Source organism: Streptomyces tuirus (genome assembly GCF_014701095.1).
Lineage (GTDB): Bacteria > Actinomycetota > Actinomycetes > Streptomycetales > Streptomycetaceae > Streptomyces > Streptomyces tuirus.
The window spans coordinates 1,654,796-1,678,235 of the sequence record NZ_AP023439.1 but is presented as its reverse complement, the minus strand read 5'-3'; the positions used below and the strand labels follow the sequence as shown (position 1 = coordinate 1,678,235).

The 23,440-nt window shown below is 71.4% G+C and carries 22 protein-coding genes; 12 read left to right on the top strand and 10 right to left on the bottom strand.

What is annotated here, in order from left to right; genetic code table 11:
- Positions 1–8 precede the first annotated feature (8 nt).
- The 3 genes from IGS69_RS07805 to IGS69_RS07795 all read right to left on the bottom strand — a co-directional run bounded on the left by IGS69_RS07805 (position 9) and on the right by IGS69_RS07795 (position 3,649).
- The gene (locus IGS69_RS07805; RefSeq protein ID WP_190897950.1) at positions 9–1,499 is read right to left on the bottom strand and encodes a glutamate synthase subunit beta; all 1,491 of its coding nucleotides are present in this window, start codon (positions 1,497–1,499) and stop codon (positions 9–11) included.
- Positions 1,500–2,086: 587 nt separating this feature from the next.
- Entirely contained in the window at positions 2,087–2,566 is a 480-nt protein-coding gene (locus tag IGS69_RS07800) for an anthrone oxygenase family protein (protein WP_190897948.1), read from the bottom strand.
- A 384-nt stretch (positions 2,567–2,950) separates the two neighbouring features.
- Entirely contained in the window at positions 2,951–3,649 is a 699-nt protein-coding gene (locus tag IGS69_RS07795; RefSeq protein ID WP_190897946.1) for a DUF2293 domain-containing protein, read from the bottom strand.
- A gap of 132 nt (positions 3,650–3,781) precedes the next feature.
- Between IGS69_RS07795 and IGS69_RS07790 the strand changes: the two genes are divergently transcribed.
- Together IGS69_RS07790 and IGS69_RS07785 are read left to right on the top strand one after the other, a co-directional pair.
- Positions 3,782–4,414, top strand: a complete 633-nt coding sequence (locus IGS69_RS07790) for a nucleoside/nucleotide kinase family protein (RefSeq protein ID WP_190897945.1) — start codon at positions 3,782–3,784, stop codon at positions 4,412–4,414.
- A 139-nt stretch (positions 4,415–4,553) separates the two neighbouring features.
- On the top strand, positions 4,554–4,982 hold the full coding sequence (locus IGS69_RS07785; RefSeq protein ID WP_190897944.1) for a CBS domain-containing protein: 429 nt from the start codon (positions 4,554–4,556) through the stop codon (positions 4,980–4,982).
- Between the two features lie 54 nt (positions 4,983–5,036).
- Here IGS69_RS07785 and IGS69_RS07780 read toward each other — a convergent pair whose 3' ends face one another.
- The gene (locus IGS69_RS07780) at positions 5,037–6,164 is read right to left on the bottom strand and encodes a magnesium and cobalt transport protein CorA (protein WP_190897942.1); all 1,128 of its coding nucleotides are present in this window, start codon (positions 6,162–6,164) and stop codon (positions 5,037–5,039) included.
- A 327-nt stretch (positions 6,165–6,491) separates the two neighbouring features.
- Between IGS69_RS07780 and IGS69_RS07775 the strand changes: the two genes are divergently transcribed.
- Entirely contained in the window at positions 6,492–7,283 is a 792-nt protein-coding gene (locus IGS69_RS07775) for a methyltransferase (protein WP_190897941.1), read from the top strand.
- A gap of 72 nt (positions 7,284–7,355) precedes the next feature.
- Here the strand turns inward: IGS69_RS07775 and IGS69_RS07770 are convergent, their stop codons facing one another.
- Together IGS69_RS07770 and IGS69_RS07765 are read right to left on the bottom strand one after the other, a co-directional pair.
- The gene (locus IGS69_RS07770) at positions 7,356–8,321 is read right to left on the bottom strand and encodes a carbohydrate kinase family protein (RefSeq protein ID WP_190897939.1); all 966 of its coding nucleotides are present in this window, start codon (positions 8,319–8,321) and stop codon (positions 7,356–7,358) included.
- The gene (locus IGS69_RS07765) at positions 8,318–9,226 is read right to left on the bottom strand and encodes a pseudouridine-5'-phosphate glycosidase (RefSeq protein WP_190897938.1); all 909 of its coding nucleotides are present in this window, start codon (positions 9,224–9,226) and stop codon (positions 8,318–8,320) included. Before IGS69_RS07765 ends, IGS69_RS07770 begins: the two co-directional genes overlap by 4 nt.
- 106 nt (positions 9,227–9,332) lie before the next feature.
- Between IGS69_RS07765 and IGS69_RS07760 the strand changes: the two genes are divergently transcribed.
- A complete protein-coding gene (locus IGS69_RS07760) occupies positions 9,333–9,761 on the top strand; it encodes a VOC family protein (RefSeq protein ID WP_190897936.1) in 429 nt (142 codons plus the stop codon).
- Between the two features lie 13 nt (positions 9,762–9,774).
- Here IGS69_RS07760 and IGS69_RS07755 read toward each other — a convergent pair whose 3' ends face one another.
- Both IGS69_RS07755 and IGS69_RS07750 read right to left on the bottom strand, forming a co-directional pair.
- A complete protein-coding gene (locus tag IGS69_RS07755) occupies positions 9,775–10,329 on the bottom strand; it encodes a methylated-DNA--[protein]-cysteine S-methyltransferase (protein WP_190897934.1) in 555 nt (184 codons plus the stop codon).
- Positions 10,330–10,381: 52 nt separating this feature from the next.
- Entirely contained in the window at positions 10,382–11,254 is an 873-nt protein-coding gene (locus IGS69_RS07750) for a glycerophosphodiester phosphodiesterase (RefSeq protein WP_190897932.1), read from the bottom strand.
- 290 nt (positions 11,255–11,544) lie between these two features.
- On the opposite strand from IGS69_RS07750, the gene IGS69_RS07745 reads away from it, so the two are divergent.
- The 7 genes from IGS69_RS07745 (at position 11,545) to IGS69_RS07715 (ending at position 20,247) form a co-directional block, all read left to right on the top strand.
- Entirely contained in the window at positions 11,545–12,411 is an 867-nt protein-coding gene (locus IGS69_RS07745) for an MHYT domain-containing protein (protein WP_190897930.1), read from the top strand.
- 40 nt (positions 12,412–12,451) lie between these two features.
- The gene (gene uvrB / locus IGS69_RS07740) at positions 12,452–14,602 is read left to right on the top strand and encodes an excinuclease ABC subunit UvrB (RefSeq protein ID WP_190897929.1); all 2,151 of its coding nucleotides are present in this window, start codon (positions 12,452–12,454) and stop codon (positions 14,600–14,602) included.
- A 139-nt stretch (positions 14,603–14,741) separates the two neighbouring features.
- Entirely contained in the window at positions 14,742–15,320 is a 579-nt protein-coding gene (locus IGS69_RS07735; RefSeq protein WP_190897927.1) for a TerD family protein, read from the top strand.
- Positions 15,321–15,402: 82 nt separating this feature from the next.
- Positions 15,403–17,418, top strand: coding sequence for a TerD family protein (locus IGS69_RS07730; RefSeq protein WP_190897926.1), 2,016 nt, complete (start codon positions 15,403–15,405; stop codon positions 17,416–17,418).
- A 221-nt stretch (positions 17,419–17,639) separates the two neighbouring features.
- Positions 17,640–18,641, top strand: coding sequence for a TerC/Alx family metal homeostasis membrane protein (locus IGS69_RS07725; protein WP_190897924.1), 1,002 nt, complete (start codon positions 17,640–17,642; stop codon positions 18,639–18,641).
- A 130-nt stretch (positions 18,642–18,771) separates the two neighbouring features.
- Positions 18,772–19,074 (top strand): hypothetical protein, encoded by a 303-nt coding sequence (locus tag IGS69_RS07720; RefSeq protein ID WP_190897923.1) that lies wholly within the window; start codon positions 18,772–18,774, stop codon positions 19,072–19,074.
- Positions 19,075–19,146: 72 nt separating this feature from the next.
- Positions 19,147–20,247 carry a calcium:proton antiporter gene (locus IGS69_RS07715; protein WP_190897921.1) on the top strand — a complete coding sequence of 367 codons (1,101 nt, stop codon included), beginning with the start codon at positions 19,147–19,149 and terminating at the stop codon, positions 20,245–20,247.
- A gap of 154 nt (positions 20,248–20,401) precedes the next feature.
- On the opposite strand, the gene IGS69_RS07710 is transcribed toward IGS69_RS07715, so the two are convergent.
- Positions 20,402–21,676 (bottom strand): MFS transporter, encoded by a 1,275-nt coding sequence (locus tag IGS69_RS07710; RefSeq protein WP_190897920.1) that lies wholly within the window; start codon positions 21,674–21,676, stop codon positions 20,402–20,404.
- A 94-nt stretch (positions 21,677–21,770) separates the two neighbouring features.
- Positions 21,771–22,835, bottom strand: coding sequence for a S66 family peptidase (locus IGS69_RS07705; protein ID WP_190897919.1), 1,065 nt, complete (start codon positions 22,833–22,835; stop codon positions 21,771–21,773).
- Positions 22,836–22,938: 103 nt separating this feature from the next.
- Between IGS69_RS07705 and aroQ the strand changes: the two genes are divergently transcribed.
- Entirely contained in the window at positions 22,939–23,412 is a 474-nt protein-coding gene (gene aroQ, locus IGS69_RS07700; protein ID WP_190897917.1) for a type II 3-dehydroquinate dehydratase, read from the top strand.
- Positions 23,413–23,440: the final 28 nt, after the last annotated feature.

The window sequence follows — 23,440 nt, the reverse complement described above, 5'->3', positions numbered from 1 at the left end:
CCGGGGCGCTACACCGCCATGGGCCGGTCGTGCGGCCCGATCGGGGCCGGCAGCCTCGAACTGCCCGTCAGATGACGGTCGACGGCCGCCGCCACCGCCCGCCCCTCGGCGATCGCCCACACGATGAGCGACTGCCCCCGGGCCGCGTCGCCCGCGGCGAACACCCCGGGCACGTTCGTGGCGAAAGCGGAGTCCCGCGCGATCGTCCCGCGGGGCTCCATCTCCAGGCCGAGCTGATCGACGAGCCCGTCCTCCCGGTCGGGCCCGGAGAAGCCGAGGGCGAGCAGCACGAGGTCGGCGGGGAGCGTCCGCCCGGTGCCCTCCACCGGGCTGCGCCGCGCGTCCACCTCGGTCAGGTGCAGCGAGCACACATGCCCCTGCGCATCCCCGTCGAAACGCAGCGTGGACGCCGCGAACAGCCGCGCGTCCGCGTCGGCGACCGGGGCGGTCCGCAGGTCACGGGCCTCCTCATGGGCGGCGGACAGCCGGTAGACCCGCATCGGGTACGTCGGCCAGGGCTCGGTGTCCTCGTCGCGCACCGCCTCCGGCAGCGCGTAGATGTCCAGCTGGGTCACGGACGCGGCGCCGTCCCGGACGGCCGTGCCCAGACAGTCCGCCCCGGTGTCGCCGCCGCCGACGATGACGACGTGCTTCCCGGCGGCCGACAGCGGGGAGGTCTCCAGATCACCCTCACGCACCCGGTTGGCCAGCGGGAGGTACTCCATCGCCTGATGAATGCCCGTCAGTTCCCGCCCCGGCACCGGAAGTTCACGCCAGGCCGTCGCCCCGGTGGCGAGCACCACGGCGTCGTAGCGGCTGCGCAGCTCGTCGGCGCCGATGTCCCGCCCGACCGCCGTCGACGTACGGAACTTCGTCCCCTCGGCCCGCATCTGCTCCAGCCGCCGCTCCAGGTGGTGCTTCTCCATCTTGAACGTGGGGATGCCGTACCGCATCAGTCCGCCGGGCCGGTCGTCCCGCTCGTACACGGCGACCGTGTGCCCGGCCCGCGTCAGCTGCTGGGCCGCGGCCAGTCCGGTGGGACCCGAACCGATCACCGCCACCGCCTTGCCGGACAGCCGCTCCGGAGGCCTCGGCGGTGCGAAGCCCTCTTCCCAGGCCCGGTCGGCGATCGCGCACTCGACGTTCTTGATGGTGACGGCCGGCTGGTTGATCGCCAGCACACACCCCGCCTCGCACGGTGCCGGGCACAACCGGCCGGTGAACTCCGGGAAGTTGTTCGTGGCGTGCAGCCGGTCTGCCGCCGCCCGCCAGTCCTCCCTGGACACCAGGTCGTTCCACTCGGGGATCAGATTGCCCAGCGGGCAGGCGTCGTGGCAGAAGGGGATGCCGCAGTCCATGCAGCGGTCGGCCTGCTTGCTGATGATCGGCAGCAGCGCCCCGGGGACATAGACCTCGTCCCAGTCCCGCGCCCGTTCCTCCACCGGCCTGCGTGGCCAGTCCTGGCGGGGCGTGGTCATGAAACCCTTGGGATCGGCCATGGCCGTCTTCCTTGCGTGCGCGTGTGACAGGCCGTGCGTCGTCGGGCGGCGCTCTTGTCGGTCGGGGTGCGGCACTCGTGCGGCCGCGTCCTCTTGTGCGTGGTGCGGCGGTCTTTTCGCCACGATACGTCCGCCTCCGGGCCGGTGCCTGTCGCCGCGTGGCACGGCCGCCGGGCGAGCACCGGCACGGTCGACTGGGCGGCCTTCAGGCGAGCACCGGCGCGTAGGACTGGGCGGCCTTCAGGTGAGTGCCGACGCGTAGGGCTGGGCGGCCTTCAGATGAGCGCCGACGCGTAGGGCTGGGCGGCCTTCAAGGGAGCACCGGCACGGTCGACTGGGCGGTCTGCAGGTGAGCGCCGGCGCGTAGGGCTGGGCGGCCTTCAGGTGAGTGCCGACGCGTAGGGCTGGGCGGCCTTCAGGGGAGCACCGGCGCGTACGACTGCGCGGCCTTCAGGCGAGCACCGGCACGGTCGACTGAGCGGCCTTCAGGCGAGCACCGGCACGGTCGACTGGGCGGCCTTCAGGCGAGCACCGGCACGGTCGACTGGGCGGCCTGCAGGTGAGCGCCGGCGCGTACGACGCGGCCTTCAGGTGAGTGCCAGCACGTACGACAGTGCCGCCCCGGCCGAGGCCACCGTGCGGACGTGGTTCCACAGCGTCCACTCGCGCACATACGCCGGCCAGTACGCCGCCGCCTCCGGGGTGCCCGGCTCCAGCTCGGCCAGCGCGTCGTTGCGCGGCACGTTCGCGACCATGGTCACCCCGAAGGACCCGAACAGATGCAGCGCGCTGCCCACCAGCAGCGCCACGGTTCCCTCGTCGGGCCACAGCACGAACGTCACCACGGCGATCACCGCGCACAGCACGGCCGACCCCAGGAACACGATCATGAACGGCGGCCTCACCGCGGCCACGTTGATCGCCTTCATCGCGGCCACCCCCTGCGCGGGCGGCAGCATGCCGAGACCCCGCATCACGAAGGTCGAGAACCCGCAGAACACCCCGGCCACCAACCCGGTCCCGAGCACACCCAGCACCGTCAGCACGAAGTACGGTCCGTCGATCATGTCCCTCTCCCGCCCGTCGAGCCGGGATCCTGCCCGGCGCCCTTCCTCACCACAAGTGAATTCCCGTACGAGCACAGTGACCATGGCCGAGGGGCGCGGGGCCATAAGCAGACGTCCACGGTCCACCACCGAACGGCTTCTCTCCGCGGCCCGTCGAAGGCCCGGCGGTACTCGCCGGGGCCTTCGAAAACCTGGCCGGGGCTTCGACAACCCGGCGGGGCTTCGACAACCCGGCGGGGCTTCGACAACCCGGCGGGGCTTCGACAACCCGGCGGGGCTTCGACAACCCGGCGGGGCTTCGACAACCCGGCGGGGCTTCGACAACCCGGCGGCGCTTCGACAACCCGGCGGCGCCGGCGGCTCCCCGCCCCGGGCCGTCCCGCGTCACCCCGCCGAACCGAGCCCCGCCTCGGTCCAGCCCCGCAGCACCGTCGCCACCGCCGCCGCGATCCGCCGCCGCGCCTCGTGCCGGGGCACGCCGCTCATCAGCAGCCGGTCGTACGGCGTGTCCAGATGCCGTACGGACGCCGCGACCGCCGCGGTCACCGAGCCCTCGGACAGCGCACGCCCCGCCGCGCTGCGGCCCACCCGCCCGCTGCCCCGCTCCGAGGCGTGCAGGGCGACGGCCCGCGCCCGGTCGTCCGGACACCCGGGGAACAGCCGGCGTATCTCCGCCGCGAACGCCTGGGCGAACAGGGCGTCCTGAGCCGCCCGCCGCCGCGCGTCCCGCACCCGGCGCCGCCGTCTCGCCTCGGCGTCCGCCAGGCACCGCAGCTCGGCCCGCGCGAGCGCCTCCTCCTCGACCAGGACGCCCTGCCGCTCGTACCGGCTCTTGCGCCGGTTGAACCGCACGACCACCGCCGACAGCGTGCTCTCCTCCCTCGACCTGCGGGTCAGCGCGGTGTCGCCCCTCGGCAGGAACACCAGATGTCCGAGGTCGGCGCAGTCGAGGCAGCGCGGCGCGCCGTCCTCGAGGATCAGCAGCGGCAGCGGCCCTTGCCGGCACTCGGCGCAGTACCGCCGCTTGAGGGGCTGGAAGACGAGAAGTCCGGTGAGGGGCGGGAGCGTCACACGGGGGGCCATACCTGGTTCATTCCCCCTGACAGCGGCGCGAATGACGCACTTCACGACAGACCCCGGCGATCCTTTCGCCGCCCCGGGGAGGCGTCCGAGGGCGGACCCTCTCCCGCCCCGGCCTGACGCATCATGGGCCGTGTGCGACTCGAAGCGATCACCTGGGAACGGCTCGGCGACCTGCTCGCCGAACGCCTGCTCGATCTGAATCCCGCCGACGGCAGCCCCTGGCCGCGCGTCGCCTTCGACGGGGCCCCGGCTGCCCGCCCCGGAGACCTCGCCCACCGGGTCTCGGAGGCGCTGCGCGTACGCGGCCGCTCCTCGCTCGTCGTCGGCACGGAGGGTTTCTTGCGCCCCGCCTCCGTACGGCTGGAGTACGGCCACCAGGACGTCGAGGCCTACTACAGCGGCTGGTACGACACCGGCGCCCTGTGGCGCGAGGTGTTCGGCCCGCTCGAAGCCGACGGCACCGGTCGCGTCCTGCCCGACCTGTGGGACCCGGCCGCCGACCGTGCCACCCGCAGCCCCTACGCCGAACTCCCGCCCGGTGGCATGCTGTTGCTGCACGGGCCCTTCCTCCTCAAGCACTGGTTCCCCTTCGATCTGAGCGTTCACGTCCTCCTCTCCCAGGGCGCCCTGCGCCGCCGCACACCCGAGGGCGAGCACTGGACCCTCCCGGCCTTCGAGCGCTATGCGCAGGAGTCGGACCCGGTGGCGACGGCGGACGTCCTGGTGCGGGCCGACGATCCGCGTCATCCGGCGTGGGGCGGCTGAAGCGGCCGGAGTTCACTGCCCGGCCGTCAGGAGCCCGGCTTCCGTGTGCGGGCATCCAGGGGCGCGGCGACAATGAAGGGCGCCGGGACTCGCGGTGTGTCCCGCTCCGCGCCGGCCGTCCGGCACCGGGAGGTACTCCATGACCACCGCCGGAGACATCATGCACCGCGGCGCCCAGTGGATCCCCGCCCACGAAACCCTCGACCGCGCCGCCCAGCTCATGCGCGAGCTGAACGTCGGCGCCCTGCCCATCAGCGACGAGAACGAGCGGCTCTGCGGCATCCTCACCGACCGTGACATCGTCGTCGGCTGCGTCGCCATGGGCCACGATCCCGCCAGGATCACCGCGGGCGAGATGGCCAAGGGCACGCCCCGCTGGATCGACGCGGACGCCGATGTCGCCGAGGTACTCCACGAGATGCGGGAGCACCAGATCCGCCGGCTGCCCGTGATCAGGGACAAGCGCCTCGTCGGCATGATCAGCGAAGCCGACCTGGCCCGGCATCTCGCCAAGGACCAGATCGCCTCCTGGGCGGAGAGCGTCTACGCCACGACCGCGATGCCCTGACGCCCCGGGGCACTCCGTCCACGGCCCACCGGTTCTGGGCGGGCAGAGCCCGCGTCAGAGCCAGCCGCTGCGCCGGAACCCCCGGTGCAGCGCGAGACACGCGACGGATATGACGCCGATGACCACGCCGTAGCCGTACCGCCAGTGCAGCTCCGGCATGTGGTCGAAGTTCATGCCGTAGACCCCGCAGACCATCGTCGGCACGGCGACGATCGCGGCCCACGCCGTGATCTTCCGCATGTCCTCGTTCTGCGCGACCGTGACCTGTGCGAGGTGCGCCTGGAGGATGGAGTTGAGCAGTTCGTCGAAGGCGGCGATCTGCTCCTTCACTCGCAGGAGATGGTCTGAGACATCACGGAAGTACGCCTGTATCTCGGGGTCGACCGCCCGGATCGGCCGGGTGGCGAGATCCTCGAGCGGCCGGCTGAGCGGCACCACCGCCCGCTTCAGCTCGAGCAGTTCACGCTTGAGCTGGTAGATGCGCCCCGGGTCGGTCCGCGCGCCGGTCTCCGAGAACACGTCGGTCTCGACCTGGTCGATGTCCGCCTGCACCGCGTCCGTGACCGTGAGGTAGTCGTCGACCACGTGGTCCGCCAGCGCGTGCAGCACCGCCGACGGGCCCTTGGCGAGCTGGGCGGGATCGGACTCCAGCTCCTCGCGCAGCGGGCCCAGCGAGCCGTGCCGGCCGTGCCGCACCGTGATCACGAAGTCCGCGCCGACGAACACCATGATCTCCCCGGTGTTCACCACCTCGCTGGTGGCCGTCAGCTCCTCGTGCTCGACGTAGCAGACCGTCTTGAAGACCGCGAACAGCGTCTCGCCGTAGCGCTCCAGTTTGGGACGCTGATGGGCCTCGATCGCGTCCTCGACGGCCAGCGGGTGCAGGTCGAAGAGCTCGGCGATGCCGCCGAACTCCTGGTCGGTGGGCTCGTGCAGACCGAGCCAGACGAAGCCCTCCCGGCTCTTGCGCACCCGCTCCACGGTGTCCACCAGATCGCCGCGCTCGGGGGTGCGCACGCCCTCCCGGTACGTCACGCAGTTCACCACCGAGGAGCCCAGCGGGGAGCGGGCCGGGTGACTCAGGTCGACGCGCGGGCGCCGCCGGGCCAGCCGGGCCACCTTGCGGAGACCGCCGACCCCGCCGAGGCTCGTGACCTTCCGCAGATTCCCTGCCATGGACATCCGGATCTCCTTGCGTGGAACTCGTCGCGCCGTTCCTGTGCCTTGGCGCGCCAGTCTGCCAGGCCTGCGTGAGCTGCGGGTGAGCCTGTGGATAGGGCCCATTCCGCTTGGTTCCCGGCTGTGGACAACCGGCGGCGCAGACACCGTGGCCCTGCCGCATCGACGCATGCCCGCGCGGGACGGTTCTCAGTACGGGCGCATCCGGTCTCGGTGCGGGCCGATCTCGGTACGGGTGCATCCGATCTCAGGAGTGAGGCATCCGACGCGCTTCTCCGTGCCGGAGCGTCGACCGGTACGGATAAGTCGGACAACTGGGATGATCGCGGCATGACGCGAACCGACGGGTACCTCCTGGACAACCGGCAGACCGAGGCGGCAGAGCACTTCAGCGCCTTCGCCGCTCTCTTCGACCCCACGACGTTCCGGCACCTCGAAGCGCTCGGCGTCGGATCCGGCTGGCGGTGCTGGGAGGTCGGCGCCGGCACCACCGTGGTGTCCTGGCTGGCCAAGAAGGTCGGCCCGACCGGTCGCGTCGTCGCGACCGACACCGACACCGCACGGCTCGCCTCCGCCGCCCGGCCACCCGTCGAGGTACGGGTCCACGACCTCGGCGGGCAGGAGCCGCCCGGGGAGGGCTTCGACCTGGTGCACGCCCGCCTCGCCCTCGTCCACGTCACCGACCGCGAACGGGCGTTGAGGTCCATGGTCAAGGCTCTGCGTGCCGGAGGCCGGCTTCTCGTCGAGGACGCCGACCCCGCGCTCCAGCCGCTCCTCTGCCCCGACGAGCACGGCCCGGAGCAGCAACTCGCGAACCGGCTGCGGCACGGCTTCCGCAGACTGCTCGCCGATCGCGGGACCGACCTGCCCTGCGGCCGCACCCTGCCGCGGCTGCTCCGGGACGCCGGGCTGACCCGAGTCCACGCCGACGCCTACTTCCCCCTCGCCTCGCCGGCCTGCGCGGCCCTGGAGTCGGTCACGATCCGTCAGATCCGCGACCAGCTCGTCACCGCGGGCCTGGCCACGAACCAGGACATCGACCGGCACCTGGAAAACGTCACGTCCGGCGCGCTCGATCTGACGACGGCACCGATGATCTCGGCGTGGGGGCGCAAGCAATAGCTGGTGACTGGTGACTGCTGATCGGTGACTGGTGCCCGGTGGCGGGTCTCCAGGCGAGCGGGCCCGGGGTGGTCAGTCCGGCGCGGGTGGCCGGCCACCCACCCGTTCCACCGCGCGTGCACCCGCCCGGCACCCCTCCGCCGCGGCGTCCTGCGGCCCGGCACCCGCCAGCAGGGCGGCGAGGAACGCCCCCGTGAAGGCATCACCGGCGCCGGTGGTGTCCCGCGGAGTCGCCGGTACGGCCGGGACATGGGCGCGCACCTTCCCCGACCGGGCCACGAGCGCCCCCTCGTGGCCCTGCTTGGCGACGACCAACGGCACACGCCGGCTCAGCTCGACCGCCGCCTCGGCCGCGTCCGCCAGCCCCGTCAGCAGGCACGCCTCGTCCCGGCTGGGCAGCAGGACGTCCACGCCCTCGACGAGGGACAGGAACCGCTCCGCTCCCAGCTCCGCGAGGAACCCGGCCGACGCCGGGTCCAGACTCACCGGCACTCCACGCGCGCGTGCGGCCTTCAGCGCCACTGCCACCAGGTCCCGGCTCGACTCGGAGAACAGGAGGTAGCCCGACAGATGCAGCCGGGCCACACCGTCGAGCAGCGCGTCCGACCAGTCGGCGGGCCCGAGCCGCAGGGCCGCGCCGCTGTCGGTGAGGAACGTCCGCTCCGCTGAAGCGCCCCCGTCGACCACGCAGATCACCGTGCCGGTCGGCGCGCGCGGATCGACGACGAGCTGTGGACGCACTCCCTGGGCGACCAGTTCCCGCTCGTGCCAGGCCGCCGCGTCCGCCCCGACGCACCCGAGCAGCCGTACGTCCGCCGCGCCCAGGTGCGCCGCCCAGCACGCCACATTGGCGCCCGCCCCGCCCGCCACCGTCCGGATCGAGGCAGCCGTGTCCGTGCCGGCCGCAAGTGGTCCTCGGTGCCGCGCGACGACGTCCGTGATGACATCCCCGACGACCAGCAGCCCTCCGCCCGCCGCCGAACCCGTGCCCCGGGAGCCGGTTCCCCCGCCCGGCTCCGCCCCGCCGTCCGCCGTCATCCCCGGGCCCGGGCCGCCGCGATCCGTGCCGCAAGGCGCACGTTGCCGCGGACCGCGGCCAGATTGGCGCTCAGGGAGGCGCCGTCCGTGTGCCGCACCAGATAGTCGAGCAGGAACGGCGTGACCGCCTGCCCGGTGACACCTTCCTCCTCGCACGCGCGCAGCGCGGCCGCGAGCACGCGCGCGTGCAGGTCCGGATCGAGCTGCTTCTCCTCGGGGACGGGGTTGGCGACGATCAGCGCCGACTCCGGCCCCCCGACGGCGTCCTGGGCCCGCATGACGCCCGCCACCTGCTCCGGCGTCTCCAGCGTCCAGTCCACCGGATGCCCCGAGTCGGAGAGGTAGAAGCCCGGGAACCGGCCGGTGCCGTAACCCGCCACGGCGACACCCAGCGTCTCCAGCCGCTGCAGGGTCGCCGGCACGTCCAGGATCGACTTCACCCCGGCACACACCACCGTGATGCGCGTGCGCGCCAGCAGCCCCAGGTCGGCCGACTCGTCCTGCGTCACCGTCCACTCCCGGTGCACCCCGCCGAGCCCGCCCGTGGCGAAGACCCGCACGCCCGCCCGCGCCGCCAGCAGCGCGGTCCCCGACACCGTGGTCGCCCCGCTCGCCCCGGACGCCACCGCGAGCGGCAGATCACGGTGGCCGAGCTTGCGGATCCCGTCCTCGTTCGCGACCCGTTCCAGCTGCTCCTTGTCCAGGCCGACGTGAGGACGGCCGTCCAGCACGGCGATCGTGGCGGGGACCGCGCCCTCCTGCCGTACGGCCGTCTCCAGCTCCAGCGCCACCTGGAGGTTGCGCGGCCGGGGCAGCCCGTGCGCGATGATCGTGGACTCCAGGGCGACGACGGGCCGGCCCGCGTCGATCGCCTCCCGTACTTCCTCGGACACCACCAGCACCACGCGCCTGCCTCCTGTCAGTCGGTCAGTCGTCTTCCCTCATCTCTGGCGGCCGGCGGGGCGGGCCAAACCCTTGCGGGCTGCCCGAGTCGTCACGAGCCTGGGGTGCATGACGGACCACACACCACGCCTCGACCATGTCGTCCTCTGGGTGCGCGACCCGCTCGCCGCCGCCGGCTTCTACGAGAAGGCCGTCGGCTTGGAGGCGGTACGGCTCGCGGAGTTCGCGGCGGGTGAGGCGCCGTTCCCCTCCGTGCGCGTCAACGACGAGACCATCCTCGACCTCATGCCACTGAGCTTCGTGGAGCGCATGACGATGCTGCCCGGCTCCGCCGAGAGCGCGGGGCATCCGGTCAACCATGTCTGCCTGTCGCTGTCACGCGGCGACTTCGACGCCCTCCTCAGCCGCCTCGAGGAGCGCTCCGTACCGATGTCCGACCTCGCGCACGACTCCTTCGGAGCCCGGGGCAAGGCCACCCGCAGCTTCTACTTCCGCGACCCGGACGGCAACATCTTCGAGGCCCGGCACTACGACTGACCGGACGCGCCTCCTAGAAGAGCGGCTCCGGCAGCACGCCCTCCAGGGCGAGCAGCCTCCGCTTGGTCTCCAGGCCGCCCCCGAAGCCGCCGATGCCGCCGCCGCTCTCGACGACCCGGTGACAGGGCACCACCACGGGCAGTGGGTTGGCACCCATCGCCATACCCACGGCCTGGGCCGCGCCCGGCTGACCGACCCGCCCGGCCAGGTCGCCGTATCCGACCACCTGGCCGTACGGCACGCCCGAGGCCAGCTCGCGCAGGACCTCCCGGTTGAAGCCGGAGATCAGCGACCAGTCCAGCGGCAGATCGAAGTCGCGTCGCTCACCCGCGAAGTACGCCTCGACCTGGCGTATCGCCTCGGCCAGCAGCGGGGAGCCGGGCGCTTCGACGGGCTCGGTGCCCAGCCGTGACGCCAGCCGCTCGACGGCCTTGTCCCGCACCACGTCCGTGGCGTGGAACACGACGTTGACCAGGCCGTCCCGGCTCGCGGCCAGGAGCAACGGCCCGATCCCGCTCTCGACGACCGCCCACACGACCCGCGGCCCGACCTGCTCTCGGCTGTCCATGCGCCCACAGTAGGACCCACCACTGACAACGCGGCCCGGGCTGAGCGCCGGATCAGCCGCTCACGGCCTTCGCCACCACATCCGGCCTGTTCGTGATGATCCCGTCGACCCCGTACCCGGTGACCCGCCGGGCCGTCGTCGCGTCGTCGACCGTCCAGGCGAAGACCTCCATCGGCCTGCCGTGCGGTCCGTCGAAGGCCTGCACGGAGGACACGTACGCCGGGGACAGCGAGCTGGACGAGGGGTTGATCTGATCGGCGAACTCGGCGCAGTCGAGCAGGTCGGACACCGGCGGCGTCCCCAGGAGGCCCGTCTTCACACCGGGCTTCAGCTCGTGCACCGTCCGCACGCTGTCCGCGCTGAAGCTCTGCACGATCAAGCGGCCCGCCAGATGAGACCGGTCGAGCCAGCCCCCGTTGCTGAGGACCTTCAGCGTCTGCCGTTCGATGCCCGGGTACAGCTCGGGGTTCTTGATCTCCAGGAGCAGCTTCTGGCGGTGGTGCTCCAGGCGGTGCACGAACTGCTCCAGCGTCGGCACGCGCGCGCCCGCGTACGCGGGTCCGTACCAGCTGCCCGCGTCGAGCCGGGCGATCTCCGCGGCGGTGAAGTCCTTCACCTTCCAGGGAGCCCGGCCGGGGAAGACCTCCTCGGCGTCGGTGGTGCGGCGCAGGTTGTCGTCGTGGATGACGACCAGCTCGCCGTCCCGCGTGCGCTGCACGTCGTTCTCCACCCAGCGGATGCCCAGCTCCGCCGCTCTGTCCACGGAGGCCAGGGTGTTCTCGGGCGCGTACGCGGAGGCACCCCGGTGGGCGATGACCAGCGGCGACGTGCTGCCTTGCACGGCACGGGCGGGGGAGACGGGGAACAGCAGGGCGGCGGTCCCCAGGAGTGCGGTGGTCGAGGCGGCAACAGCGCGCGCGTGCATGCGTACTCCTCGCGACGAGCGATCGGCGACATCACAGACAGCACAACTGTGACAGCAGAGGGTCAACGCGAGAGGGGTACAGGATGACCACAGGTTGAACGGAGATGTCCCAACTCCGCTCACTGGTACCGCACAACTGCGGCAAGGCCGTGTTTCTTTGCCGGAAAGTCGTTCGACCATTCCGGTGGGGGTCATACTCTCTGCGTCAACCCTGACCGCTCGTGGCGGTCCTGGGAGGGGGCGTACATCGGGCATTCCGGGACGTACAAGGGCGGGAAGGGCAGCCGCGCATGCAGGGCACGGTCGACGGATTCAGCTATGGCCTGGTCACACCCCTGGTGGCCTACTTCATGGCCTGCCTCGGCGGCGCGCTGGGCCTGCGCTGCACGACCAGATCCATGGTCGTCGCCCAGTCCTGGCGCCCCGGCTGGCTCGCCCTCGGCTCCGCCGCCATCGGCTCCGGCATATGGACCATGCACTTCGTCGCGATGATGGGGTTCACGGTCCGCGGGACCCCGATCCACTACGACAGGACGATGACCTTCGCGAGCCTGGCCGTCGCCATCGTCATGGTGGGCGTCGGGATCTTCATCGTCGGCTACCGGGGAGCCCGCGGGACGGCCCTGTTCACCGGCGGCACCATCACCGGCCTGGGCGTCGCGTCGATGCACTACCTCGGCATGGCCAGCATGAGCCTGGACGGAAAACTGGAGTACAACACCCTCACCGTCGGCATCTCCGTCGCCATCGCCATGGCCGCCGCGACCGCCGCCCTGTGGGCCGCCGGCCAGGTCAGGGGCTTCCTGTGGAGCGTGGGCGCGAGCCTTGTCATGGGACTGGCCGTCAGCGGCATGCACTACACCGGCATGGCCGCCCTCAGCGTCCACCTGCACGGCACGTCCGAACCCGCCACGGGGGACTCGCCCGCGAGCCTGCTCGCACCCATGCTGATCGGGCCGCTCGCCTTCCTGCTCCTCGCGGGCGTCGTCGTGATGTTCGACCCGCTGATGGTCATGGGGAAGCCCACCGTCGTCCCCGTCGAGCCCAAGCCCGGCATCCCCGCCCACACCCACGTCCGGCACTCCGCCCGCCGCCTGCGCTTCCGCCCCCGTCGCACCGTGGAGCACCGGGGGTCCCTCACCCCGCAGAACCGCTGATCAGAGCCCATTGTCAGTGCGGGGTCGTACGGTGGATCCCATGCGGCCCGTTTCAAAGATCGAACGCACGGTGGCGCCCTTCGAGGTCGTCAGCCCCTACCAGCCGAACGGCGACCAGCCGACGGCCATCGCCGACCTGGCCCGGCGCATCCAGGCGGGTGAGAAGGATGTCGTGCTGCTCGGCGCGACCGGCACCGGCAAGTCCGCCACCACCGCGTGGATGATCGAGAAGCTCCAGCGCCCCACCCTCGTGATGGCGCCCAACAAGACGCTGGCCGCCCAGCTGGCCAACGAGTTCCGCGAGCTCCTCCCGAACAACGCCGTCGAGTACTTCGTCTCGTACTACGACTACTACCAGCCCGAGGCGTACGTCCCGCAGTCGGACACCTACATCGAGAAGGACTCCTCGATCAACGAGGAGGTCGAGCGCCTGCGCCACTCCGCGACCAACTCGCTGCTCACCCGCCGCGACGTCGTGGTGGTCGCCTCGGTCTCCTGCATCTACGGCCTCGGCACCCCGCAGGAGTACGTGGACCGCATGGTCCCCCTCAAGGTCGGCGAGGAGATCGACCGCGACGAGCTGCTCCGCCGCTTCGTCGACATCCAGTACACGCGCAACGACATGGCCTTCACCCGCGGCACCTTCCGCGTCCGCGGCGACACCATCGAGATCTTCCCGGTCTACGAGGAGCTGGCCGTCCGCATCGAGATGTTCGGCGACGAGATCGAGGCACTGTCCACCCTCCACCCGCTCACCGGCGAGATCATCAGCGACGACGAGCAGCTCTACGTTTTCCCCGCCTCCCACTACGTCGCCGGACCCGAGCGCCTGGAGCGGGCCGTCAACGACATCGAGAAAGAGCTGGTAGAGCGCCTGACGGAGCTGGAGAAGCAGGGCAAGCTGCTGGAGGCCCAGCGCCTGCGCATGCGGACCACGTACGACATCGAGATGCTGCGCCAGATCGGCAGCTGCTCCGGCGTGGAGAACTACTCGATGCACTTCGACGGCCGCTCGCCCGGCTCCCCGCCGAACACCCTGCTGGACTACTTCCCGGACGACTTCCTCCTCGTCATCGACGAATCGCACGTCACCGTCCCGCAGATCGGCGCCATGTACGAGGGCGACGCCTCCCGCAAGCGCACCCTCGTCGACCACGGCTTCCGGCTGCCCTCCGCCCTGGACAACCGCCCCCTGAAGTGGGAGGAGTTCCAGGAGCGCACCGGCCAGACGGTCTATCTGTCGGCCACCCCGGGCAACTACGAGATGTCCCGCTCGGACGGCTTCGTCGAGCAGATCATCCGCCCCACCGGCCTCGTCGACCCGGAGGTCGTCGTCAAGCCCACCGAGGGTCAGATCGACGACCTGGTGCACGAGATCCGGCTGCGCACGGAGAAGGACGAGCGCGTCCTGGTCACCACGCTCACCAAGAAGATGGCCGAGGACCTCACGGACTACTTCCTGGAGCTGGGCATCCAGGTGCGCTACCTGCACAGCGACGTCGACACCCTGCGCCGCGTCGAACTGCTGCGTGAACTGCGCGCCGGCGAGTACGACGTGCTCGTCGGCATCAACCTCCTGCGCGAGGGCCTCGACCTGCCCGAGGTGTCCCTGGTGGCGATCCTGGACGCCGACAAGGAGGGCTTCCTGCGCTCCGGCACGTCCCTGATCCAGACCATCGGCCGCGCCGCGCGCAACGTGTCCGGTCAGGTCCACATGTACGCCGACAAGATCACTCCGGCGATGGAGAAGGCCATCGAGGAGACCAACCGGCGCCGTGAGAAGCAGATCGCGTACAACACGGAGCGGGGCATCGACCCCCAGCCGCTGCGCAAGAAGATCAACGACATCGTCGCCCAGATCGCCCGCGAGGACATCGACACCGAGCAGCTGCTCGGCTCGGGCTACCGCAACGCCAAGAAGGACGGCGGGGGCACCAAGGCGCCCGTGCCCGCCCTCGGCAAGGCCGCGGCGGCCAAGTCCAGCAAGGGCAAGAGCAAGGGCAAGGCCGCCGAGGAGACGGTGCCGACCGACCGCCCCGCGGCCGAACTGGCCGGGCAGATCGAGGAGCTCACCGCGCGGATGCGGGCCGCCGCCGCGGAGCTCCAGTTCGAGATCGCGGCCCGGCTGCGCGACGAGGTCTCCGAGATGAAGAAGGAACTGCGCCAGATGAAGGAGGCGGGTCTGGCCTGACAGCGTGCCGCGTACGCGCAGTGTTGCAAGACCGACACAAAGTGCGGACCGGGGTACGTCGCTGTCAGTGCCCCTGCGTAGGGTGCTGGTCAACCGCGACTTCGCGGCAACAGGGGACGTTCGAGAGGGGAATCAGCGCGTGACCGTCAACATGACCAAGGGTCAGGCCATCAGTCTGCAGAAGAACGACGGCGGCAGCCTGACTGCGGTTCGTATGGGTCTCGGCTGGCAGGCGGCTCCCCGGCGCGGCCTGTTCGGCTCGCGCACGCGAGAGATCGACCTCGACGCCTCCGCCGTCCTGTTCGCGGACAAGCAGCCGGTCGACGTCGTCTTCTTCCGCCACCTGGTGAGCGACGACGGCTCGGTGCGCCACACCGGTGACAACCTCGTCGGCGGTGTCGGCCAGGGCGGCGACGACGAGGCGATCCTCGTCGACCTCGCGCGCATCCCGGTCCACATCGACCAGATCGTCTTCACCGTGAACTCCTTCACGGGCCAGACCTTCCAGGAGGTGCAGAACGCGTTCTGCCGCCTGGTCGACGAGACCAACGGCCAGGAGCTCGCCCGCTACACGCTCGCCGGCGGCGGCCAGTACACGGCCCAGATCATGGCCAAGGTCCACCGCGCGGGCCAGGGCTGGTCGATGACGGCCCTGGGCAACCCGGCCAACGGGCGCACCTTCCAGGACCTGATGCCGGCGATCCTGCCGGTGCTCTGACGCACCCCGGGCCCCGGACCGGCGGGGGCGGGCCCGGCGAGCAGCACACGACTTCACACAACGACACAGGGGGACGAAGGCGATGACGGCCGAGCTGGTGCGGGGGCAGAACCACCCGCTCTCCCAGGCCCGTCTCGAGATCCGGATCTCGGCCGGTACACCGATCGTGGCCCTGGCCGCGCTCGGCGACGAGAACGGCCGGATCCACGGCGTGGAGTGGGTGGCCCACCCGGGCGCACCCACCCAGCCGGGTCTCGAGGTCTCCCGGCAGGCCGCCGCCGACCACCGCCTCGCGGTGGATCTGGACGCCGTGCCGGAGGCCGTCCACCGTGTCAGCGTGCTGCTCGCCCTGCCCACCGGCGGGACGGGCCCGGTCCGTTTCGGTGCCGTGGCGGCCCCGTTCGTCGCCGTCACCGGCCTCGGCGGCGACGAGGTCGCCAGCTACACCATCACCGGTCTGGAGGCCGAGTCGGCCGTCGTCGCCCTGGAGCTCTACCGCCGCCAGGACGCCTGGAAGGTGCGCGCCGTCGGCCAGGGCTACGCGGGCGGCCTCGCCGAACTCCTCACCGACCAGGGCCTGCCGCAGGCCCAGCAGCTCGCCGGCACGGTCAACGACGCGGTGGCCCAGGGACTCGCCCGCTCGGTGCAGGCACCCCCGCCGCGCACGGCGGACGGCGACCGCTCCCGGCAGACGGCGGCCCCCGCCCTCGGCCCGGACCAGGGCGGCACCGCGCCCCAGCCCGGTCCGGTGCCACCGGTGTCCCCCTACGGCGGCCAGACGCCCGGCGCTCCCGGACAGCCCGCCCCGCAGCAGCCGTATCCCGGCACCGCACCGGACCCCCATGCCGTCACCACGCCGTCCGCGCCCACGGCAGGCGGCCCGATCGACTACAGCCACCCGCGCCGTCAGAACGCCGCCCCGCCCCCGCCTCCGCCCACCGCGCCCCCGGCCGCACCCGGGCAGCCCGCACAGCCCGTCGCGGGCGACGCGACCGGCTGGTCCATGGAGGAACGGCTCTACAACCAGGTGTGGGGCATGTTCGAGGACCTGGCCCGCACCACCGCCGCCTACCGCAGTGCCGTCGACTTCGCCGAGTCGCGCATGGACAAGGAGCTGGAGCAGGTCCTCTCCGACCCGCGCAGCCGGATCGGCGGACAGGGAGACGCCGCCCGCGAGGCGGCCCGGGCCCGGCACACCCAGCTCGTCGCCCAGGCCCGGGAGGCCCTCGACCGGGACCTCACCCAGCTCGCGGCCGAGGCCGACGTCGTCGAACCGGCCCTGCCTCCGGCGTTCGCCCGCTGGGACAACCCGGCGTGGCACGCCTACCGCGTGCCCATGGAGATCCCCATGGCCCTGCGCCTGGGCGATCTCCACCTCCCCGAGGCCGACCGGATCCGCATCCCGATGCTCGTCCGGCTGCCGCTGGAGCGGGGTCTGTGGATCGACAGCGGAGCCGCCGGGGCGTCCGACGGCTCCTTCACCGACTCGCACACCATGAGCCGTCTCGCCATGGAGACGGCGGTCGCGCACGCGGCCCGGCTGCTGGCCGTCTACCCGGCGGGCGAGTTCACCGTCCACGTCATTGACCCGGCCGGCTCCGGGGGCCAGCCGCTGGCGCCCCTGGTGCAGAGCGGGGTGCTCGCGACGCCGCCCGCGCTCGGCGCCGCCGGGGTGGCGGACGTGCTGGGCCGGCTCACCCAGCGGGTCGACCTGGTGCAGATGGCGGTCCGGGGCGGCGCCGCCGACTCCCTCCCGCCCGGGTTCGACACCTCGCAGCAGCTCCTGATCGTCAACGACTTCCCGCACGGCTTCGACGACCGGGCGGTGAACCAACTGCGCTACCTGGCCGACGAAGGTCCCGCCTTCGGCGTCCACCTGATGATGGTGGCCGACCGTGAGGAGTCCTCCGGCTACGGGCCCCTGCTCGACCCGCTGTGGCGTTCGCTGCTGCGACTGACGCCGGTGGCCGACGATCACCTCGCCGACCCGTGGGTCGGTCATGCCTGGACGTACGAGCCGTCGCTCGTGCCGCCCGGCAGCCAGGTCCTCCAGCAGGTGCTCGCCCAGGTCGCTGCAGCCCGCACCAAGTTCATGTAAAGCCCCGGACCAGGGATTTTGGCCATTCTTTTGCCAAGCGCTTTACCAGTTCTTGGTGATTGGGTACTGTTGACGGCACGGAGGGGAGTACTCCCTGTCTGCTGCGACGTACCCGTCAATACGGATCAGGCCAGATCCCGGGGCGTCGGCCCATCGTTGGGTGGAAGAGACCTCCGGCAGCGACGACGCTGACATTTGCCGTTACGACTGCCGGAGGCGCAGTGGATGTTTCCGTGACCCTATGGGTCCTGACGATCGTGGGCCTTGCCGCCCTCATCGCGGTCGACTTCTTCATCGGCCGCAAGCCGCACGACGTGTCGATCAAGGAAGCCGGGATCTGGACGGTCGTCTGGATCGTGCTGGCCGCGCTCTTCGGGCTCGGTCTGCTCCTGTTCGCCGGTGGCCAGCCCGCCGGTGAGTTCTTCGCGGGCTTCATCACCGAGAAGTCGCTCAGCGTCGACAACCTCTTCGTCTTCGTCCTGATCATGGCGAAGTTCGCGGTGCCGTCGCAGTACCAGCAGCGTGTCCTGCTGATCGGTGTCCTCATCGCCCTGGTCCTGCGAGCGATCTTCATCGCCGCCGGCGCGGCGATCCTCGCCAGCTTCGCCTGGGTCTTCTACATCTTCGGCGCCTTCCTCATCTACACCGCCTGGAAGCTCATCCAGGAGGCCCGGGCCGACGAGGAAGACGAGGAGTTCGAGGAGAACAAGCTCCTCAAGGCCGCCGAGCGCCGCTTCGGCGTGGCGGACCGGTACCACGGCACCAAGCTGTGGATCGAGGAGAACGGCAAGCGGGTCATGACCCCGATGCTGGTCGTGATGCTCGCGATCGGCACCACCGACGTGCTGTTCGCCCTCGACTCCATCCCGGCCATCTTCGGCCTGACGCAGGACCCGTACATCGTCTTCACAGCCAACGCGTTCGCCCTGATGGGCCTGCGCCAGCTGTACTTCCTCATCGGCGGCCTGCTGAAGAAGCTGGTCCACCTCTCCTACGGCCTGTCGATCATCCTGGGCTTCATCGGCGTGAAGCTGGTGCTGCACGCCCTGCACGAGTCGGGCGTCCACGTCCCCGAGATCAGCATTCCGGTCTCGCTCGGCGTGATCTGTTCCGTGCTGATCGTCACCACGATCACCAGCCTGCGCGCTTCCAAGAAGCAGGCGGCGGCCGAGGCGGCGCAGAACGAGAGCGGAGGCGCTCCGAAGGACAGCATCGACGTCTGACGGCGTCGGGCGTAGGAACAACCATCACCGGGATCGGTGCTCGGCGAATTGCCGACCACCGGTCCCGGTGCTTGCTTGTTTCCTGAGCGCGTTCCCCGGCCCGGGGGCGCCGCGGCCGGCTGGAGGTGCCATGAGGTTCGTGCAGATCATCGAGTTCGAGACCGAGCGTCTGGAAGAGATGCAGCAGGTGCTCGACGAGGCAGGGCAGCGCAACGCCGGCCGCGCGGGCGGCCCCACCCACAGCACGCTGCTGAAGGACCGGGACAAGCCCCACCGCTATCTGGCGATGATCGAGTTCGACTCGTTCGACGAGGCCATGCGCAACAGCGACGACCCCGAGACGACCAGGCTGGCCGAGCGGCTCAACGCGCTCAGCATCGGCGAGCGGGTGTACACCAACTGCGATGCCCTGGACATGCGTGACCTCAAGTAGCCCCTCGGGACAGCCGCCCGAGGCATGGCACACCGGAGTGCACGGCACCTGGTCGTCTGCGACGATCGCTGCATGATCGCTCGGCGCAGCCGGCTCTCGGCGCAGTGGACGACCCTGGTGCCCCTGCTCGCCGCCGTGCTGTTGGTCTTCACCTGGGGGCGGGATCTTCCGGTCGCGGTCGTCGCCCTGGTGACGCTGGTCCTCGCGGGAGCCGTCCTGGCCGCTGTGCACCACGCCGAAGTGGTGGCCCATCGAGTCGGTGAACCGTTCGGCTCCCTCGTGCTCGCCATCGCCGTCACGATCATCGAGGTCGCCCTCATCGTCACCCTGATGGCCGACGGCGGGGACAAGAGCGCGAGCCTGGCGCGGGACACGGTCTTCGCGGCGGTGATGATCACCTGCAACGGCATCGTCGGGCTGTGCCTCCTCGTCGCCTCACTGCGGCACGGCACGGCCGTCTTCAACCCGGAGGGCACGGGCGCCGCACTCGCCACCGTCGCGACCCTTGCCACACTCAGCCTGGTCCTGCCGACGTTCACCACCAGCAAGCCGGGAGCGGAGTTCTCCACCGTCCAGCTGACCTTCGCGGCGCTGTCCTCGCTGATCCTTTACGGCCTGTTCGTCGCCACGCAGACCGTGCGGCACCGGGACTACTTCCTGCCGATCACCCGGCACGGCGAGGTGATCACCGCCGAGGAGCACGCCGAGGCTCCGAGCGCCGCGACCGCCCGGATCAGCCTGGCCCTGCTGGGTCTGGCCCTGGTCGGCGTGGTCGGCCTGGCCAAGGGGGTCTCACCCACCATCGAGTCAGGGGTGGAGGCCGCCGGGCTCCACCAGGCAGTCGTCGGTGTGATCATCGCGCTGCTGGTGCTGCTGCCGGAGACCATCGCCGCGTTGCGCTCCGCCCGCCGCGACCGTGTGCAGACCAGTCTGAACCTGGCCCTCGGCTCCGCCATGGCCAGCATCGGCCTGACCATCCCGGCCGTCGCGCTCGCCTCCCTGTGGCTCTCCGGCCCGCTCGTCCTCGGTCTCGGCGCCACCCACATGGTGCTGCTCGCGCTGACGGTGGTGGTCGCCTCGCTGACCGTCGTGCCGGGCCGGGCCACGCCGCTCCAGGGCGGGGTCCACCTGGTGCTGTTCGCGGCTTATCTGGAGCTGGCGATCAACCCGTAGGGGGCGCAAACGCTTACGTAAGCGTGCGCGCAAGCGCTTGCGTAAACGCTTACGCAAGCGCTCACGTCAGCGTTTACGCAAGCGTTTACGCCGACCGGAAACTGCGCGGCACCGGCACGGGCACCGGCACTGACACGGACACCGGCCCCGACGCTCACCCCACAGCGCCCTCCGCAGCCGCACCCACCCGCACCGGACGCGTCTCCGGCAGCAACGCGAAGCACCCCAGGCTGAACAACGCGACCGCCGTGAGATACGCGGCCACACCCCATGGCACCCGGCCGCCCTGCTCCGCCAGGGCGGTGGCCACGATGGGGGTGAGCGCGCCCCCCACGACCCCGCCGAGGTTGTAACCGACGGCGGCGCCCGTGCAGCGCACACGCGGCTCGTACAGTTCCGGCAGGTACGCGGCGATCACGGCGAACATCGTGATGAACGCGAGCATCGCCCCGAGGAAGCCGAGGAACATCGGCAGCGGCGCCCCGGTGGAGAGGAGCGCGACCATCGGGAACATCCACAGAGCCGCGGCCGCGCACCCGATCAGGCACAGGGGCCGCCGGCCGTAACGGTCCCCGAGCAGCGCCACCAGCGGGGTGAGAGCCCCCTTCACCAGCACCGCGCCCATGATGCAGGTCAGCATGACGGAGCGGCTCACCCCGAGCCGCTCCGTCCCGTAGGCGAGCGACCAGGTCGTCACGGCGTAGAAGATCGCGTAGCCGATCGCGAGGCCGCCGCCGGTCAGCAGGATGAGCCGCCAGTGGTCGCGGACGACCTCGGCGAGCGGCACGCGCGCGTGGTCGTCGATCTGGAGGAAGCTGGGGCTCTCGGTGAGCGACGACCGCAGCCACAGCCCCGCGACGGCGAGCACCCCCGCAGCCCAGAACGGCACCCGCCACCCCCACGCGGCGAACTGCGCCTCCGTAAGCGTCGAGGACAGCCCCAGCACCACACCGTTGGCGAGCAGGAACCCCAGCGCGGGCCCGACCTGCGGGAAGCTCGACCACAGCACGCGCCGTTCGGCCGGCGCGTGCTCCACGGCCAGCAGCACCGCCCCGCCCCACTCCCCGCCGAGCCCCAGCCCCTGGAGGAAGCGCAGTACCAGGAGCAGCAGGGGAGCGGCCACGCCGATCGACTCGTACGTCGGGACACAGCCGACGGCGACCGTGGACGCCCCGGTCAGCAGCAGGGAGGCGACGAGGACCGGCCGCCGCCCGCGCCGGTCCCCGATGTGCCCGAACAGCACCGAACCGAGCGGCCGGGCCACGAAGCCCACGCCGAAGGTGGCGAAGGCGGCCAGTGTCCCGGCCACCGGAGAGAAGGTCGGGAAGAACAACGGTCCCAGGATCAGGGCCGCCGCGGTGCCGTAGACGAAGAAGTCGTAGAACTCGATGGCCGTGCCGGCCAGTGAGGCGGCCGCGAGGCGCGGCATGGAGGGTGCCCTTACGGTGCGTACGTCGTGCATGCCGCGTCAACTACCCACCGTGATCGGCGGTTACGGGGGCGCGCGGAGGGGCTGGGGGTCCTCAGTACGTGACCGTGATGCGCCGGGCTGGCCCGTCCACGCTTACGGTGCCGCCGTACGGGATCACCAGTTGCGGATCGGTGTGCCCGAAGTCCACGTCGAAGACGATCGTGCTGCCGGGCGCGTAGGTCCGCATGGCGCGCAGTACGGCCTCGCGCTGGTCGGCGGCGTAACGGGCAGCCTGCTCGGGGGTGTTGGGCCGCTCGAAGGACCATGTCTTCGGCCGCCCCATCAGCAGGGCGGGGAAGCGCCCCAGCAGTCCCCGCTCGCCCATGTTCCGCAGGGTGTGGAAGACCTCCGTGGCGCTCGGCATGTCCTCGGAGGTCTCCAGAAGCAGGACGCCGCCCTCGTACTCGGACAGGTCGTGCGCGATCGCCCGGTCGGCCATCAGCAGCCAGCCGAGGATCTCCAGGCAGCCGCCCCAACTGCGGCCCTCGACCACCCGGTCGGGGTTCACCCAGGTCCAGCCGGACCCGGGCCGGGTCTCCGGCTCGGCGTCGAAGGTCGCCGGGTCCGCCCAGTCCCGGTCGATGTCACGCCACCGCTCGGCGGGCCTCAACTCGTAGGGACCCGGGGTGAACAGCGCCGCGCGCAGGGACTCGGCCGTCTGCGGGTGCATGGCGCCGGGGCGGCCCAGTTCGCTCATCACGCTCCCGCCGTGGAAGCCGACGATGCCGCAGCTGTGCAGGAAGGCGAGCAGGTTCGTGTTGTCGCTCATCCCGAAGAAGGGCTTCGGGTTGGCCCGGATCAACTCCCGGTCCAAGTAGGGCAGCACGGTGATCTGGTCGTCCCCGCCGATCGACGCGATGACGGCCTTGATCCGCGGGTCGGCGAAGGCGGCGTGGATGTCGGCGGCCCGCTCCCGGGGCGTGGAGCCCATCGTGCGGGTCGCCGGATACTCGACCGGCTCCAGCCCGTACTCCTTGCGCAGCCGTTCCAGGCCGAGCTCGTAGGGGAGCGGGAAGAGCCCCGGCAGACCGGAGGAGGGCGAGATCACGGCGACGCGGTCACCGGGGGAGGGCTTCGGCGGACAGGTCGGGCCGGTCGGGCTGGTCAGGCTCGTCATGGCGGGAGGCTACGGCCCGGCGGGCTGCCGACGCACCGTGATAAACCGGCAGTGAGCAGCGGTCCGTCCCGGGCCGCCCGACCCCGAACGGACCGGAGGAACCGTGCCCCGCACCCTGGCCCACGCCCCGATCATGATCCTCAACGGCCCCAACCTGAACCTGCTCGGCCAGCGTCAGCCGGAGATCTACGGCTCCGACACCCTCGCCGACGTCGAGGCCCTGTGCGCCAAGGCGGCGGCCGCGCACGGGGGCACCGTCGACTTCCGCCAGTCCAACCACGAGGGCGAGCTCGTCGACTGGATCCACGAGGCGCGGCTGAACCACTGCGGCATCGTGATCAACCCCGGCGCGTACTCGCACACTTCCGTCGCCATCCTGGACGCACTCAACACGTGTGACGGCCTGCCGGTGCTGGAGGTCCACATCTCCAACATCCACCAGCGCGAGTCGTTCCGGCACCACTCCTACGTCTCGCTGCGCGCCGACGGGGTCATCGCGGGCTGCGGGGTGCAGGGGTACGTGTTCGGCGTGGAGCGCGTCGCGGCGCTGGCGGGGTCGGGCCAGGCGGACGCGTGAGCCGCTGCCGGTAGTCCCCGGCGTCGCC